This window comes from Streptomyces aureocirculatus, from assembly GCF_000720475.1.
Lineage (GTDB): Bacteria > Actinomycetota > Actinomycetes > Streptomycetales > Streptomycetaceae > Streptomyces > Streptomyces aureocirculatus.
Genome location: NZ_JOAP01000010.1, coordinates 75,013 through 90,560 on the forward strand (window position 1 = coordinate 75,013; position 15,548 = coordinate 90,560).

Annotated in this window: 13 protein-coding genes; 8 read left to right on the forward strand and 5 right to left on the reverse strand. The window is 72.4% G+C overall.

The annotated features are described in order from the left end of the window. Window positions 1-12: 12 nt before the first annotated feature. Window positions 13-1,596: a carboxylesterase/lipase family protein gene (locus IG78_RS0111850; RefSeq protein WP_078964910.1), complete on the reverse strand. Its 1,584-nt coding sequence runs from the start codon at window positions 1,594-1,596 to the stop codon at window positions 13-15. Between the two features lie 139 nt (window positions 1,597-1,735). After that, window positions 1,736-2,734, reverse strand: coding sequence for a class A beta-lactamase (gene bla / locus IG78_RS0111855; RefSeq protein WP_030562006.1), 999 nt, complete (start codon window positions 2,732-2,734; stop codon window positions 1,736-1,738). A gap of 172 nt (window positions 2,735-2,906) precedes the next feature. Here bla and IG78_RS0111860 point away from each other — a divergent pair, with 172 nt between their 5' ends. Both IG78_RS0111860 and IG78_RS0111865 read left to right on the forward strand, forming a co-directional pair. After that, complete coding sequence (locus IG78_RS0111860; RefSeq protein ID WP_031128554.1) at window positions 2,907-3,806, forward strand: LysR family transcriptional regulator; 900 nt, start codon at window positions 2,907-2,909, stop codon at window positions 3,804-3,806. Beyond that, window positions 3,803-4,705 (forward strand): serine hydrolase, encoded by a 903-nt coding sequence (locus IG78_RS0111865; RefSeq protein ID WP_030562010.1) that lies wholly within the window; start codon window positions 3,803-3,805, stop codon window positions 4,703-4,705. The genes IG78_RS0111860 and IG78_RS0111865 overlap by 4 nt, the downstream gene beginning before the upstream one ends. 22 nt (window positions 4,706-4,727) lie before the next feature. Here the strand turns inward: IG78_RS0111865 and IG78_RS0111870 are convergent, their stop codons facing one another. After that, on the reverse strand, window positions 4,728-5,507 hold the full coding sequence (locus tag IG78_RS0111870) for a PIG-L family deacetylase (protein ID WP_037685198.1): 780 nt from the start codon (window positions 5,505-5,507) through the stop codon (window positions 4,728-4,730). Between the two features lie 33 nt (window positions 5,508-5,540). After that, the gene (locus tag IG78_RS0111875) at window positions 5,541-5,909 is read right to left on the reverse strand and encodes a hypothetical protein (RefSeq protein WP_030562015.1); all 369 of its coding nucleotides are present in this window, start codon (window positions 5,907-5,909) and stop codon (window positions 5,541-5,543) included. Between the two features lie 324 nt (window positions 5,910-6,233). Between IG78_RS0111875 and IG78_RS0111880 the strand changes: the two genes are divergently transcribed. The 5 genes from IG78_RS0111880 (at window position 6,234) to IG78_RS43975 (ending at window position 12,835) form a co-directional block, all read left to right on the forward strand. Next, window positions 6,234-7,640, forward strand: a complete 1,407-nt coding sequence (locus IG78_RS0111880) for a family 43 glycosylhydrolase (protein WP_030562017.1) — start codon at window positions 6,234-6,236, stop codon at window positions 7,638-7,640. Window positions 7,641-7,929: 289 nt separating this feature from the next. Next, complete coding sequence (locus IG78_RS0111885; RefSeq protein WP_030562019.1) at window positions 7,930-9,342, forward strand: family 2B encapsulin nanocompartment shell protein; 1,413 nt, start codon at window positions 7,930-7,932, stop codon at window positions 9,340-9,342. Window positions 9,343-9,377: 35 nt separating this feature from the next. Then, on the forward strand, window positions 9,378-10,757 hold the full coding sequence (locus IG78_RS0111890) for a family 2 encapsulin nanocompartment cargo protein terpene cyclase (RefSeq protein ID WP_030562021.1): 1,380 nt from the start codon (window positions 9,378-9,380) through the stop codon (window positions 10,755-10,757). Window positions 10,758-10,774: 17 nt separating this feature from the next. Beyond that, window positions 10,775-11,662 (forward strand): geranyl diphosphate 2-C-methyltransferase, encoded by an 888-nt coding sequence (locus IG78_RS0111895; RefSeq protein ID WP_030562023.1) that lies wholly within the window; start codon window positions 10,775-10,777, stop codon window positions 11,660-11,662. Window positions 11,663-11,797: 135 nt separating this feature from the next. Next, window positions 11,798-12,835 carry a helix-turn-helix domain-containing protein gene (locus tag IG78_RS43975; protein ID WP_051852552.1) on the forward strand — a complete coding sequence of 346 codons (1,038 nt, stop codon included), beginning with the start codon at window positions 11,798-11,800 and terminating at the stop codon, window positions 12,833-12,835. 37 nt (window positions 12,836-12,872) lie between these two features. On the opposite strand, the gene helR is transcribed toward IG78_RS43975, so the two are convergent. Then, complete coding sequence (gene helR, locus IG78_RS0111905; protein WP_037685245.1) at window positions 12,873-15,056, reverse strand: RNA polymerase recycling motor ATPase HelR; 2,184 nt, start codon at window positions 15,054-15,056, stop codon at window positions 12,873-12,875. A 299-nt stretch (window positions 15,057-15,355) separates the two neighbouring features. On the opposite strand from helR, the gene IG78_RS0111910 reads away from it, so the two are divergent. Next, window positions 15,356-15,544: a DUF4236 domain-containing protein gene (locus IG78_RS0111910; protein ID WP_030562028.1), complete on the forward strand. Its 189-nt coding sequence runs from the start codon at window positions 15,356-15,358 to the stop codon at window positions 15,542-15,544. The last annotated feature ends 4 nt before the right edge of the window (window positions 15,545-15,548 follow it).

Here is a 15,548-nt window from a genome sequence, read left to right on the forward strand (position 1 = left end):
CCCCCGCCGCTGTCAGCCGATCAGCGGCAGCGCGGGGAACGCATGGCTCTCCCAGATCCCCCGTGAGCGCTCCTCCGGGTAGGCGGCGACGGCCGGTCGGGCGTCGAAAAGCTGAACGAGGCGTCGCCCGGTGTCGTACGCGGGCCAGCCGGGCTCGCCGTCGGCGGCGAACGACGTCCACGCGGAGCGCATCAGGCCTGACAGGTCCGCCGCCTCCGGGGACGGCGCATCGCCGATCAGCAGGGCGGGCTGCCCGCGGTCGAGGTTGCCGAGGACGAGGGGCACGTCGAGCCCGTGGCAGGCACCCAACGCGCCGCCCATCCCCGGCGCGGACCAGGTCAGCTCGTAGACGTGCGCCCGACCGCCGGCGGCCGAGTGGGCCTCGGCCAGGCGGAGCGTCGGCATGCGGAACAGCCAGTCGGAGTGGACCAGTTCGTACAGCTCGTCCGGGCCCGCGGTGGGAAAGGCGTCCCGGTAGCGGCGCGCGCCGTCGGGCCCCGGGGCGAACACGTCGAGCGCGCTCGCGGCCTGCTCCTCGTCCACCTCGCCGAGCAGACCGTCGATGGCCGTGAACAGGCGCTGCTCGTCGCGGGTGTGGCCCACGAGCAGCTCGATGTCGCGCGCCGCACCACCGGCAAGGGCCTGCCACGGGGTGCGGGTGAGGACGTCGCCGTCGACGACGGGGGCCACGGGGATCGTGCGGTGCGCGGGCGGGCCCCACCGTGGCGCCCACCGGCTCATGGTGGCGCTGACGGCGTCACCGGCGGCGGCGAGCAGGCGCGGGTCGGTGTCGCTCAGGTCGGCCGCCGTGGGCCGCAGTCCCAGCTCGGCGGCGCAGGCCCCCGCGATGTCCGCGGCGAGCTCCGGCGCGAAGTACGTGCCCTGCGCGCTCTGCGCGACGGCACGGCGGAAGAGCCCGGACGCGCACTTCATGGCCAGGAGCGCGGCGACCGATCCCCCGCCCGCCGACTGTCCGAAGACCGTGACGCGGCCGGGGTCGCCGCCGAAGGCCCGGATGTTGTCGCGCACCCAAGTGAGAGCGGCGACCTGGTCGAGCAGTCCCCGGTTGGCGGGCGCCCCCTCGAACTGCCCGAACCCCTCGAGGCCGACCCGGTAGTTGAACGTCACCACGACGACACCGTGTCGTGCGAGCCGCCCGCCGTCGTACTCGGGCAGCCCCGACATGCCGATCACATAGGCACCGCCCTGGATCCACACGAGCACGGGCAGCGCCGCGCCGGGGCCGGGGTCGGGCGACCACACGTTGACCGTCAGCCAGTTGTCGCCGACAGCGTCCCGCGCCAGCGCGTCCATGCCGAAGTGGCCGCCCTGCGGGGGCGGCGGGCCGAAGGCGAGGGCCTCGCGGACCCCGCTCCAGGCCCGTGCGGGCTGCGGTGCGGCGAACCGCAGCGCGCCGACCGGGGGTTCGGCGTACGGGATGCCGCGGAAGACCGCGACCCCGGCTTCCCGTCCGCCCCGTACCGTCCCGCCCGCCGTCCGGACCACGGGCGGCCGTGTCCCCGGCGGCCCCGACGGCCCCGACGGCCCCGACGGCCCCGACGCATTCGACCCGGGCTCGGACTCGGCAGCGGTCATCACGGCTTCCCCCCGGGAAGGTGGCAAGGGCGCCCGCGCCCTCGGACCCTGGGCATCCTCCGCCCTGCCGGGCCCCCGCGCCAGCCAATTTCGGCGTGCCCGGCGTGACCAGCAGGCCCGGCGTGACGAACGTGCCCGGCTATGGCAGCGCGTCGGCGACCACGGACGCCGCTTCGGCGATCAGCCGGTCGTCGGGCGTGGCGTCCTTGTCGGCGCGGTGCGACAGGACCGCGACGACGAGCGGGGCGGCGTCCGGACGCCACACGACGGCGATGTCGTTGCGGGCGCCGTAGTAACTGCCGGTCCCCGTCTTGTCCCCGACCACCCAGGTCTTGGGCACCCCGGCCCTGATGACGTTGTCCCCGGTCGTGTTGGTCTTCAGCCACCGGGCGAGCAGCGCGCGATCGGGCTCGTCGAGGACGTCGCCCAGCACATACGCCCGCAGATCCTTCACCAGGGCGCGCGGCGTGCTCGTGTCCCGCTTCTCGCCCGGGACCCACCGGCTCAGGAAGGGCTCGACGCGCTCCACCCGTGTCACATGGTCCCCGAGCTTCTCCAGGTCGGCGTCGAGGCCCTCGGGCCCGCCGAGCTCGTCGAACAGGAGGTTGGCCGCGGTGTTGTCGCTGTAGCGGACGGCCGCGTCGCACAGGGCTCGCAGGCTCATCCCCGTGTCGACGTGCTTCTCGGTCACGGGTGAGTTGGCGATCAGATCCTCCTTGGAGTACTTCACCACCTTGTCCATCCCCGCCGGGGTGTTCTCGCGCAGCACGGCACCGGCGGCGAGGGCCTTGAACGTGGAGTTGTACGCGAAGCGCCGGCCGTCGTTGTAGGCCACCTCGCGTCCGGTGCCGGTGTCGACGGCGTACACACCGAGCCGTGCGTCGAACTCGCGCTCCAGCTCCTTGAACGCGCGGGCGTACGGTTTCTTGGCCGTCGTCGGCCGCCCGGAGACGTTCGAGGTCTTCGTCGCCCCTGGCGTCCCCGAAGTCGCGGAAGTTCCTGAAGTCCCCGAAGCCCCGCCGGGTGACTTCGAGGACGACGGCGCCGGGGACTCGTCCTGGCCGCAGGCCACGAGCGGGACGAGGGCGAGTGCGGTGAGCGCGCCGACGACGGCACGCCGGGCACGGGTGTACTGCATGGTCCAAACCTCCAGGGCGCCCCGCGCGCGGGGCACAGGGGGACGGCGCGGCACGGCCCGTCCCGGTGCGGTGATCAGTGCCGGAACCACCTTCGCCGCGGGACGGTCATGCGGTCCAATACGCCAACGCGCGGTTTCATGCTGTTCCGGCATAGGGCATAAGGTGCGGGCTGTGGATCTCGTAGGGGCGTGTCGCGCGTTCGTCAGCGTCAGTGAGCGCGGCAGTTTCACCGTCGGCGCCGCGGCCGCCCGGATGTCCCAGCCGGTGGCGAGCCGTCGTGTGGCCGCCCTGGAGGAGCGCTTCGGCGAGCCGCTGTTCGAGCGGACCTCGCGCCGTGCGGTCCTGACCCCCTTCGGCCGGGACCTGCTGCCGACGGCCAGGCAGTTGGTGCGGGCGGCCGATGTGCTGCTGCACGAGGCGGAGGCCGTCAGGCACAAGCCGTGGCGGCTCGCGGTGCCCGGCATCTGCTCCACCGCAGCCCTCGCCCGCCTCGTCGCCGACGCGCGCGGACAGGGCATCACGCTCGACCTGCGTGTCGAGGGTCCCGCGCGGCGCAGGGAGCTCGTCGACTCCCAGCAGGTGCGGGCCGCGCTGCTCGCGGTGCCCGCGGACGAGGCCTCGTGGTCCGTGCCGCTCGGTCTCGCGACCGCACGGGACCCCGGTGTGCAGCGCGTGTACGTGGAGACGCTGCGGCTCCGCCGCGGGTCCCAAGGACCGGCCCGGCGCATCTGGATCCAGCCGGAGGACGACGTACCGCACATCCGGGACCCGCTGACCCGTCTGCGCGACGCGCTCGGCCTGCGCCCCGCCCAACTCGTCGCCGCCGAGCAGCTCACGATGGCCGCGGCGGACGTCCTGTGCGGCGACGATCTGCTGCTGTGCTCCCGCGCGCAGGCCGCGGAGCTCGGTCTGATCTGGCGGCCCGTCGGCGAACTCACGATCGACCGGGGGTTCGCCCTCGGCGCCGCCGCGGACGGCAACCCCCGGCACCTCCAGGCACGGCTCGGCGGGGCCATCGCCCGCTGCCTCGGCGCGGACAGTCGGGCGACCGCCGCGGGAGGGGCCACGTGAACACGGAATCGCTGCTGCGCGAGCTGCGCGCCGAACTGCGTGACGGTGGTCTGCGCTGCTGTGTCCTCGTACGCGATCTGGGATCGGGCGACGAGATCGGCCTAGAGCCCGACACCCTGCTGCCGGTTGCATCGCTGGTCAAGATTCCGCTGGCCATCGCCACGGCGGAGCGCGTCCGGCGGGGCGAGATCGACGGGGCGACAGCTCTCGACGTGCAGCCCGGCAGGATCACCACGCCCGGGCCCACGGGCGTGAGCCGCTTCCGCCACCCCGCCCGCATAGCCATCGACGACCTGCTGTATCTGAGCACGTCGGTGAGCGACAACTCAGCGGGCGACGCACTGTTCGACCTCACCCCGCCCGCGCGCGTCGCCGCCATCGTCGACGAGTTCGGGCTGCGCGGCTTCACCATCAGGCACAGCCTGCGCGCGCTGTCCGACACGCCGACGGAGCGCTTCACCGCCGAGCAGGTCCACCTCGCGCACTCCCTGGCCATCGACGCGGGCACCAGCGGCCGCGGCCATCGGATCCCCCAGCTCGACACCACTCGCGCCAACACCGGCAGCGCCCGCGCCTGCGTCGAACTGCTGCAGGCCCTGTGGACTCCGTCGAAGATCCACCCGGAGGTGGCCGCGCGGGTCCGGGAGCTGATGGCCCACAACCTCATCCGGCACCGCCTGACACCGGACTTCAGTTCCGACGCCACCACCTGGTCCTCCAAGACCGGCACCCTGCTCAACCTCCGCCACGAGATCGGCGTCGTCGAGCACGCCGACGGCCAGACCTTCGCCGTCGCCGTGCTCACCGAGTCCCTGGTCCCCGCGGGCACCCAGTTCGGCGCGGACGCCCTCATGGCGCATGTGGCCCGCACCTTGCGGGACCATCTGCGGCAGCTCTAGGGCGGGTACACCTGCGGCAGCTTTAGGCAGTCGCGGTCAGTTCCGTACAGACGTCCTTCGCGGCGCCCGGGGCGTCGGGGGCGAGGCCCTGGCGGATGTACCACTCGGTGCCGAGCAGGCGCTCGCGTGCCGTCGGCGGCAGCTCGGCGATCAGCCCCGGCACGGCTCCGCGTGCCACCTCGGTGCGATGCGCGAGGACGGCGGCGGTCTTCTGTTCCAGCCAGGGCCGGACGTCGACGGCCGTGGTGACCAGCTCGTCGGGGACGCTGTACACCGCCTCGCGCGCGCCGACCACCTCCGTCAGCGCCGCCACGGCCGAGCGCGGGTGCGTGGCCAGATAGAGGGCGCTCGGCTGCCAAGGGGCACCGGCTTCCGGGCAGAGCTGTCCGAGCCCGGCCGCCTGGGCGGCGAGCACGGTCACCCGGTGGGTGTGCACGTGGTCCGGGTGCCCGGAGAGACCGCCGTAGGCGTCATGCGTGACCATGACCTCCGGCCGGAACTCCCTGATGTGCGCCACCAGTCGCCGCACCGCGTCGTCGAGGGGCGCGTCACAGAACCGCGCGCCGCCCGGAGCCGACTGCGGTACGCGGGCGTCGGCGTAGCCGAGCATCCTCGGCGGTCCTGCGCCGAGGATCCGCAGCGCGTCGGCCAGCTCGGCGGCGCGCGGGGAGTCCGCGGCCCACGTCGCCGTGACGACCGCGGTGCGCGCGCCCGCGGCCGCGTGGCGGGCGAGCACCCCGCCCGCCGCCAGCGACTCGTCGTCCGGGTGCGCGAAGACCGCGAGCAGGCTCGGCACAGGCATGGGCGGGCCACCTTCCAGCGACGGAAGATCGGATCATAGCCCCCGGGCACCGGCTTCGACGGGCACCCGTCCGGCGTCGAAGAGGCACGCGTGCGGCTCCTCCTGGAGCGGCACCACCGCCCGCACCGCACCGAACGCCGCCGATGTGGCCCGCCGGGCGATCTCCGATGTGGTGCCGTCCGCCTCGGTCCACTGACAGGTCTGCGCGCGGTAGTCGTCGACGGCGGCCTCGACGGCCTTGGTCATGCGACGGTGCAGCACGATCTCGCGGTCGGCGGCGGGGCGGGCGTACAACGCGCGTATCGCGGCGCGGAGTTCGGCGGCTTCGTCGGGCAACAGAGTGCCGCTCTCGCAGCGGTCGACGAGGACGAGCAGTTGGCGGAGAGCGTAGGGCTCGTTCATGGGTCGCCTCCTGAAGGGTGGGCCCGGCCGGGCGGGCCGCCGAGACTTTCGCCCGCGGTCGCGGTGCGAGGCGAGCGTGATCACCGCATACCCGCCGAGCGCATCCTCCCACCCCTTTCGGGCGATCTTCTGTCAGGTTGTTCGGACACGGCGGGTGCCGGGGGCCGACGTGGTGGTGTCCTGGGGGCCGTCGCGGTGGTGTCCTGGGGGCCTGGGGCGCGTTGACCGGACGACACTGCCGACTCGTCCCCTGTGCGGACCGGTTCGCGGACCGGCCCGCGCCCGTGGGCTTCCCGCAGCCGGCGCCGCGGGAAGGAACACCCCATGCGACGTCGTATCGCAGCCTGCGGACTCACCGCCGCGGCCCTGATCCTGATTCTGATCCTCGGCCAGGCCCAGGCAGGCACCCACGCCCCGGCCGCGCCCGCCCCGGCGGCAGCAGCGCCCGCCCCGGCGGCGGCAGCCCCCGCCGACGGCCCCGTGCTCGCCCGGAACTTCCCCGACCCCGACATCGTGAAGGTCGGCCGCACCTACCACGCGTACGCCACCAACGGCGCCGGACAGCACGTCCAGCACGCCACGTCCGCCGATCTCACCCACTGGCGCGTCGACGGCGCCGACGTCCTGCCCGCGCTCGGCGCCTGGGCCGTGCCCGACCGCGGTCTGGTGTGGGCGCCGGAGGTGTACGACAACGGAGCCGGGTTCACCCTGCACTACACGGCCCGCGACCGCGCGAGCGACCGGCAGTGCGTCGGCGTCGCGCTCTCGCCGTCGCCCGAAGGACCGTTCCGGCCGGTCGGCGACGGGCCGCTGATCTGCCCTGCCGCGGAGGGCGGCGCCATCGACGCGGCCTCGTACACGGAGAACGGTCAGCGGTACGTGCTGTGGAAGAACGACGGCAACTGCTGCGGCCTCGGCGGCGACACCTGGCTGCACCTCCAGCCCACGTCGTGGGACGGCACCCGCCTCACGGGCGGCGCCACGCGGCTCGTCAAGCAGGACAGGGAGTGGGAGGACCCGCTGGTGGAGGCGCCGACCCTGGTCCGGCGCGGCGGCCGTTACGTCCTGTTCTACTCCGCGCACTTCTACAGCCGCGACCAGTACCGCACCGGGTACGCGGTCGCCGATCGGCTCACCGGCCCGTATGCCAAGGCCGCCGGGCCGCTGATGACGACGGACAGCTTCGCGGGAGCGGTCCGCGGCCCCGGCGGCCAGGACGTGGTGACGGGTCCCGACGGCCGTGACCGCATCGTCTTCCACGGCTGGAACGCCGACTACACACAGCGGTTCCTGTACGCCGCCGACCTCGGCTTCGCGGCCGGCCGGCCGGTGGTGCGCGGCAGCAAGACGTTCTACGAGGCGGAGGACGCCCGAGTCGTGAACGCGGTCGTCCGGGACGCCCCCCTCGCTTCGGGCGGCAAGGCGGTCGGCAGGATCGACCACGCCGACAGCCACGTCGAGTTCACGGTCTTCGCCGCGTCCGCGGGCGCGCACACGCTGTTCGTACGCTACGGCAACGGCTCCCAGGACGGCGCGGGCGCCCCGGTCGCCGCCGCGCACCGGCTGACGGTGAACGGCGCCGCGGCGGGCGTCGTCCCCTACCCGCACACCAACTGGGACCGCTGGCGGTCGACGGCCGGAACTCCCCTGGTGCTGCGGGCGGGTTGGAACACGATCCGCCTGGCCAAGGACGCGTACTACGCGGAGCTGGACGGCGTGGACGTGGCCTGAGAGGCAGAAGTGGGACCGGGAGGCAAGGGCCGACCCGAGGTGATCTCGGCTGAAACCCGTAGGTACACGGGCAAACATCGGGCGGGCACGATCATCGTATCGAGTTAATGTCGGCGGCTTTCCTTGGCCCGGCGGGCGAAGTGGCCACTAGGGTTCCTGTGAATCTGGACGGATTCCCCTCCCTATACGCCTATATCCCCTTTACCTCTGCCTGCCCACTCCCATTTCTTCCGTTACCGGTGACGTCCACGTACACGCGTCACTCCTCTGAGCAAGGAGAGCTCGCCCGATGACTGTTGACTCGAGCCCGGAAACACGAGCGGAGCTGCCGCGGCAGACCAGCCTGGGCACGGCGGCCGCCCGCAATCTCGCCAGCACGACCAAGTCCGCCCCGCAGATGCAGGAGATCACCTCTCGCTGGCTGCTGCGGATGCTCCCCTGGGTGGAGACCAAGGGCGGGGTCTACCGGGTGAACCGCCGCCTGAGCTACACCGTCGGCGACGGCACCGTGGAGTTCGTCCAGGACGGCGCCGACGTCCGGGTCATCCCCCGTGAACTCGGTGAACTGGCGCTGCTGCGCGGCTTCGACGACGTGGAGGTGCTTACCGCCATCGCCGACCGGTGCGTGCAGCGCGACTTCCGGGTCGGCGAGACGCTGGCCGAGCGCGGGGCGCCCGCGGACCACCTGCATCTGATCGCCCACGGCCGCGTCGGCCAGACCTCGGCCGGGCCCTACGGCGACGAGGTGGTCCTGGACGTACTCGCCGACGGCGACCGGTTCGGCGAGCACGCCCTCCTGGAGGAGGACGCCAGGTGGGACCACACCGCCACCGCCGAGACCGCCGGCACCCTGCTGACCCTGTCCCGCGCCGACTTCGCGGCCGTGGTGTCCGCGGCGCCCGCCCTGCGGGTCCATCTCGAAGAGTTCAGGTCGCGCTCCCGACGGCGGCAGAACCACCGCGGCGAGGCGGAGATCGCCATGTCGGCGGGCCACACCGGCGAGCACGAACTGCCCGGCGCCTTCGTGGACTACGAACTGAATCCGCGCGAGTACGAACTCTCCGCCGCGCAGACCGTTCTGCGGATCCACACCAGGGTCTCCGACCTCTACAACGGTCCGATGAACCAGACAAAGGAGCAACTCCGGCTCACCATCGAGGCGTTGCGTGAGCGCCAGGAGCACGAGCTGGTCAACAACCGGGAGTTCGGCCTGCTCCACAACGCCGACTTCAAGCAGCGCATCCAGCCGCACTCAGGGCCGCCGACCCCCGACGACATGGACGAACTGCTCTGCCGCCGCCGCGGCTCCAAGTTCTTCCTGGCGCACCCCAGGACGATCGCGGCGATCGGGCGCGAACTCAACTCCCGTGGGATCTACCCCGACCACGTCGACCTCGGCGGTCAGCAGGTCCCGGCCTGGCGTGGGGTCCCGATCCTGCCCTGCAACAAGATCCCTATCACCAAGGAGAAGACCAGTTCGATCCTCTGCATGCGTACGGGCGAGGACAACCAGGGCGTGATCGGTCTGCATCAGACCGGCCTGCCGGACGAGTACGAACCGGGCCTGTCGGTCCGCTTCATGGGCCTGAACGAGCAGGCGATCACCTCCTACCTCGTCAGCACCTACTACTCCGCCGCGATCCTCGTGCCGGACGCGGTCGGCGTCCTGGAGAACGTGCAGATCGCCCGCTGGGGCAGGTAGTGGATCCGGCCGCCCACCCCACCAAGGAGCCCTGGATGCCCGCCGCGCCCGAGCCGACACCCGCGCACACGCCCCAGTCGGCACCTCCACAGTCGAGTGTGCCCGAGGCAACCTCCCGCTTCGGGGCACACGTCCTGGCCGAAGCGGCGGCCCGCGCCTGCGACATCAAGGCCGCCCTCGGCAGTCCGGCAAGTACGCCTTCGCCGCCAGCCCCGCCCGTTCTCGACGCCCCGCCCAGCCTCGGCGCCCCGCCCAGCCTTGACGCCCCGCCCGTTCTCAGCGCCCCGCCCGCCGCGGTTCCCGCACCGGACGCCGATCTGGCCCGGATTCTGCGGGGCCCCAGCGGCCTGGGCACCGCGGGCCTGCGCCTCGTCCCGGGGGCGGAACCGGAAACGCCCGCACAGCCGCAGCCCCAGCCCCCGTCGGCCGAGGCGGAGGGGACGGCGGTCCCCGGCCTCTACCACCACCCGGTGCCCGAACCCGACCCGGTGCGGGTCGAGGAGGTCAGCCGCAGGATCAAGTCCTGGGCGCTCGACGAGGTCTCTCTGTATCCCGACGACTGGGAGGAGGAGTTCGACGGCTTCTCGGTGGGCCGCTACATGGTCGCCTGCCACCCGGACGCCCCCACCGTCGACCACCTGATGATCGCCACCCGTCTGATGGTGGCCGAGAACGCGGTCGACGACTGCTACTGCGAGGACCACGGAGGCTCACCCGAAGGCCTCGGAGGACGCCTGCTCCTCGCGCACACCGCCCTCGACCCGCTGCACACGACGCAGGAGTACCAGCCGCAATGGGCGCGGTCCCTCCACGCGGACGCGCCCCGGCGTGCCTACCGCTCCGCCATGGAGTACTTCGTCCAGGCGGGCAGCCCCTCCCAGGCCGACCGGTTCCGGCACGACATGGCCCGGCTGCACATGGGGTACCTCGCCGAAGCCGCCTGGGCCCAGTTGGACCACGTGCCCGAGGTGTGGGAGTACCTGGCGATGCGCCAGTTCAACAACTTCCGCCCCTGCCCGACCATCACCGACACCGTCGGCGGCTACGAACTCCCCGCGGACCTGCACGCCATGCCCGCCATGCAGAGGGTCATCGCACTCGCGGGCAACGCGACGACCATCGTGAACGACCTCTACTCGTACACCAAGGAACTCGAATCGCCGGGCCGGCACCTGAACCTGCCCGTAGTGATCGCCGACCGTGAGGGCCTCCCGGAACGGGACGCCTATCTGAAGGCGGTCGAGGTCCACAACGAGCTCATGCGCGACTTCGAGGCCGCGGCCGCGGAGCTGGCCGCCGCCTGCCCCGTGCCGAGTGCGCAGCGCTTCCTGCGCGGCGTGGCCGCGTGGGTCGACGGCAACCACTACTGGCACCGGACCAACACCTACCGCTACAGCCTGCCCGACTTCTGGTAAGAGAAATGGAATCATCTGTGACGAGCACCGAACTCACCGCCACGTCGAGCGGCACCCCCCTGCGCATCCCCGGCCCCGCGACGCCCTACCAGGGGGACATCGCCCGCTACTGGGACGGTGAGGCCAGGCCCGTGAACCTGCGTCTCGGCGATGTCGACGGCCTCTACCACCACCACTACGGCATCGGGGACGTCGACCACTCCGCGCTCGGCGACGCCGAGGACAGCGAGAGCGAGAAGAAGCTGATCGCCGAGCTCCACCGCCTGGAGTCGGCACAGGCCGAGTTCCTCCTGGGGCACCTCGGGGACATCGGGCGTGACGACACCCTGGTGGACGCCGGCTGCGGCCGCGGCGGCTCGATGGTCATGGCCCACCAGCGCTTCGGTTGCAAGGTGGAAGGCGTCACGCTGTCCGCCAAACAGGCCGCCTTCGCCAACAACCGGGCGCGCGAACTGCGCATGCAGGACCACGTCCACGCCCGCGTCTGCAACATGCTCGCCATGCCCTTCGCGACCGGGGAGGCCGCGGCATCGTGGAACAACGAGTCGAGCATGTACGTCGACCTGCACGACCTGTTCGCCGAGCACGCGCGCATCCTCGCGGTCGGCGGCCGCTATGTGACCATCACCGGCTGCTGGAACCCGCGGTACGGCCAGCCGTCGAAGTGGGTCTCGCAGATCAACGCGCACTTCGAGTGCAACATCCACTCCCGCCGGGAGTACCTGCGCGCCATGGCCGACAACCGCCTCGTGCCGCAGGCCGTCGTCGACCTCACTCCCGCCACCCTGCCGTACTGGGAGTTGCGGGCCACGTCTTCCCTGGTCACAGGGATTGAGGACGCGTTCATCAACTCCTACAAGGACGGGTCCTTCCAGTACGTCCTGATCGCGGCCGACCGAGTCTGACCTCCTCAGGAGACCCGCGCAGTCCGACTTCTCGGAAGACCCACGCACGAAGGCCCGCGCACCGGGCACCTGGAGCGGATCTCGCCCTCCAGGTGCCCCTCTTCCGTCGGGTCGCCATACAGGGAGCAGTTCTCGATGACCGACCGCGGACGAGCGGAACACGCCGCGGCGGCGCGGCGGTTGGGCGGGGCGCTGCGCGCCCTGCAGCAGCGTTCGGGGCGCACGCTGCGGAGCCTTGAGGAGCAGGTGCGGATCAGCGACTCGTCGCTCTCGCGCTACTTCCGGGGGGACATCGTCCCGCCCTGGCCCGTGGTCCGCGACGTGTGCCGGGCCCTTGGCGGAGACCCCACCGAGTACCGGGCCCTGTGGGAAGCGGCCGACCGCAGCAGGCCGGAGCCTCTGCCGGAACCGGCCGCCGAGCGCCCGCAGCCCGCCGCCGAGCCCCCGCAACCCGCCGCCGAGCCCTCGCGGCCCGCCGCCGGCCCCCGGCCGCCCGCAGCCGCCCGGGGCGCCCGCGCGTCCGTGCGGGCCCGGCTCAACGCCCGGTGGGCCTGTGCGGCGGCCGGAGCCGCGGCCGGTCTGCTCACCGGCGTCGTCGTCACCCTGCTCGTCCTCCCGTACGATTCCCCGTCCGCCTCGCGCGCCGCACCGGTTCCCTCGTCCTCCGTGCCCTCAGGGCCGGTGCCCCCGCTGCACCCCTCGCCTGCCGCCCCGCCCTTCTCCCCGGCTCGCCCCGCCGATACCGTCGCGAAGGCCCCGGCCGGTGACGGCCTTCCGCACTCCGCGGGGGCGGGTGCCACGAGACCGCCCGAGGCCACCCGGATCTTCGTCAGCCGGGCCACGGGCAACTGCCTGGACGACAGCCTCGACAAGGGGCTGCGCTCCTACGCGTGCAACGGAATGCCGTACCAGTGGTGGACCGTACGCCGGTATGCCGACGGTGCGCGCCAGCTCCGCAATCACGCCACGGGAAAGTGCCTCGACCACGACCCGGCGGACCTGCGCACCGAGCGGTGCGGGGCGGCGTCCTCCCAGAAGTGGGTGTTCGCTCCGGGACCCGACGAGGCGGTCGGCCTCAGGAACGCGGACACCGGCAGGTGCCTGGAGGACGACGGCCGCGCCGGTCTGCGCGCGGTGCGCTGCGCGCCCACGCGACAGCAGAAGTGGGCGTGAGCACGACCCCGCACGCCAGGGGGGCGGCCGGGCGGTTTCAGGAGCTGGTGAGGATCACCAGTTGCCGGGTCGCCCGGGTCATCGCGACATAGCGGTCGACCGCTCCTTCGACGCCCTCGCCGAATGCCTCGGGGTCGACGAGGACGACCAGGTCGAACTCCAGGCCCTTCGAAAGGCCGGGCGTCAGCGACCGGACCCGGGGGGTCTCCTGGAACGTGGGGTCGCCGATCACGCAGGCGGTCCCCTCGGCGTGCGCGGCCAGCCAGGTGTCGAGGATCGACGCCAGCTCGGTGACGGAGCCGTGGACGACGGGGACGTCGCCCCTGCGGACCGACGTCGGCACATTGGCGTCGGGGAGCACGGCGCGGATGACCGGCTCGGCTTCCGCCATGACCTGCTCGGGCGTGCGGTAGTTGACGGTCAAGGACGCCACTTCGACGCGGTCGAGACCGATACGCCCGAGACGTTCCCGCCATGACTCGGTGAACCCGTGCCTGGCCTGGGCCCGGTCCCCGACGATGGTGAAGCTCCGGGACGGGCAGCGCGGCAGCAGCATCTGCCACTCCGCGTCGGTCAGCTCCTGTGCCTCGTCCACGACGATGTGCGCGAAGGGACCGGCGAGCAGATCCGCGTCGGTGGTGGGCAGCTCGGCCTCGTCGACCAGGCTTACCTGGGCGTCCTGGCCGCGCAACATCGTCACCAGGCCTTCGCCGTCGTCGCCGTCGGCACCCGAGGAGGACGCGGCGTCGATCAGGTTGTCGACTACCTGCGTCATGCGTTCGCGCTGGGCGGCGAGGAGGGCCTCCTGCCTGCGCTTGCGCCGGGTCGCCTCCGGGTCGCCGAGCCGCTGCCGTGCCGCGTCCAGGAGCGGCAGGTCGGACACCGTCCAGGCCTGGGGTGCGTCCTTGCGCTGCAACCTGCGCACCTCGTCGGTTTCGAGCCAGGGGGCGCACAGCCGCAGATAGGCGGGGACGGTCCACAGGTCGGAGACCACGTCGGCCGCGTCGAGCAGCGGCCAGGCGCGGTGCAGGGCTTCGACCAGTTCCGCGTCGTACCGCAGCGAGGCACGGAACGCGTGGATCGGGACGTCGCCGTCGAGCTTGTCGAGGAGGATCGCGACCAGTTCCTCCCAGACCTGTTCGCGCCCCTCGTTGTGCGGTGTACCGGGGTCCGGTGCTTCGAACGCCTCGGCCCAGTCGTCGGCGCTCAGCCGGATGTCGCCCCAGTCGGTGGTGACCGTCATGCCCTTCGCGGGCGGCTCCTCGTAGATGGAGACGGCCTTCTCGATCGCCTTCACCATGTCCGCGGACGACTTCAGGCGGGCGACCTCGGGGTCGCTCTCCTCCGGCGCCGTGGCACCCTCGGCGACGAGGTCCCGCACGATGCAGGTCTGTACGCCCTCCTCGCCGAGGCTGGGCAGCACGTCGGCGACGTACGCCAGGTAGGGCCGGTGCGGGCCGACGAACAGCACGCCGCCCTTGCGGTGGCCGAGGCGGGGGTCGGAGTGGAGCAGGTAGGCGGAGCGGTGCAGGGCGACCACGGTCTTGCCCGTGCCCGGTCCGCCGTCGACGACGAGGGCGCCGCGGGAGCTCGCGCGGATGATGGCGTCCTGGTCGGACTGGATGGTGGCGAGCACGTCGCGCATCCGGGCCGATCTGCTGCTTCCGAGGCTCGCGATGAAGGCGGACTGGTCGTCGAGCGCCGCGTGCCGTTCGAGGCCCTCGGCGGTGAATACTTCGTCCCAGTAGTCGCTGATCCGGCCGCCGGTCCAGCGGTATCTGCGGCGGCTCGCCAGGCCCATCGGGTTGGCGTGGGTCGCCCCGAAGAAGGGCTCGGCCGCGGGTGAGCGCCAGTCGACGAGCAGCCGGTTCCCGTCGCTGTCGGTGAGGCCGAGCCGGCCGATGTACACGGGTTCGGGGGCGTCGGCGGTGACGATGTGCCCGAGGCACAGGTCGAGGCCGAAGCGGCGCAGGGCGCGCAGGCGGCCGGTGAGGCGGTGCACCTCCGCGTCCCGGTCCATCGCCTGCCGGCCGGTGCCGCCGGGTGCCTTGAGCTCGGCGTCCAGGCGCTCGGACAGTTCGGCGATGGCCTGCTCGACGCTGGCCGCGACGGCTGTGAAGTGCTTCTCGTCATCGGCGATCAGCGTCGGGGCGGCCTTGGCGGAGAGGCGGTCGGGCAGGTCGAAGACGCCGGTGTTCAGGGGGCTTGCTGATGAAAGCACGTGCACTTCGGGAGACTCCCATGTCCGCGGGTTCGGGCTGTGGCCTGCGATTTTGCGTCACGACGGGGGCCTTGCCGCAAGCCCCCCGGTGCGCTATAAGTTGAGAGTGGCAAGGAGCGGTTGCTCTCCTTGCCCTTCTTCATGACCGGCTGCCTTTCGCGCTCGAGCGCTCCGGCGTGCCGGTGCGGGTCGTCGTCGATGCCGAGCCGACGCCGTACGAGGACCGGGTCGAGCCGTACGACGACCGCGCCGACGAGATCGTCCGCGAGCGGGAGCACGAGGGACGCGAGGAGTCCGCGATGCCGATCCACTACCGCAAGTCGTTCCGGATCCTGCCCGGGGTCCGGCTGAATATCAACGGCCGCTCGTGGTCGATCACGCTGGGCGGCAGGCACGGCCCCCGGCACAACATCAGCTCCACCGGTCGGCGCTCCTCCTCCATGGACCTGCCGGGCCCGTTCCGCTACCGCCGCAACCACCGGCGCTAGCCAC

Bases quoted from the DNA above. Each gene is read 5' to 3' on its own strand.
- IG78_RS0111875 (WP_030562015.1), bottom strand. From the start codon at position 5,909: ATGAACGAGCCCTACGCTCTCCGCCAACTGCTCGTCCTCGTCGACCGC.
- IG78_RS0111850 (WP_078964910.1), bottom strand. From the start codon at position 1,596: ATGACCGCTGCCGAGTCCGAGCCCGGGTCGAATGCGTCGGGGCCGTCG.
- bla (WP_030562006.1), bottom strand. From the start codon at position 2,734: ATGCAGTACACCCGTGCCCGGCGTGCCGTCGTCGGCGCGCTCACCGCA.
- IG78_RS0111885 (WP_030562019.1), top strand. From the start codon at position 7,930: ATGACTGTTGACTCGAGCCCGGAAACACGAGCGGAGCTGCCGCGGCAG.
- IG78_RS0111910 (WP_030562028.1), top strand. From the start codon at position 15,356: ATGCCGATCCACTACCGCAAGTCGTTCCGGATCCTGCCCGGGGTCCGG.
- IG78_RS0111880 (WP_030562017.1), top strand. From the start codon at position 6,234: ATGCGACGTCGTATCGCAGCCTGCGGACTCACCGCCGCGGCCCTGATC.
- IG78_RS0111870 (WP_037685198.1), bottom strand. From the start codon at position 5,507: ATGCCTGTGCCGAGCCTGCTCGCGGTCTTCGCGCACCCGGACGACGAG.
- IG78_RS0111890 (WP_030562021.1), top strand. From the start codon at position 9,378: ATGCCCGCCGCGCCCGAGCCGACACCCGCGCACACGCCCCAGTCGGCA.
- IG78_RS43975 (WP_051852552.1), top strand. From the start codon at position 11,798: ATGACCGACCGCGGACGAGCGGAACACGCCGCGGCGGCGCGGCGGTTG.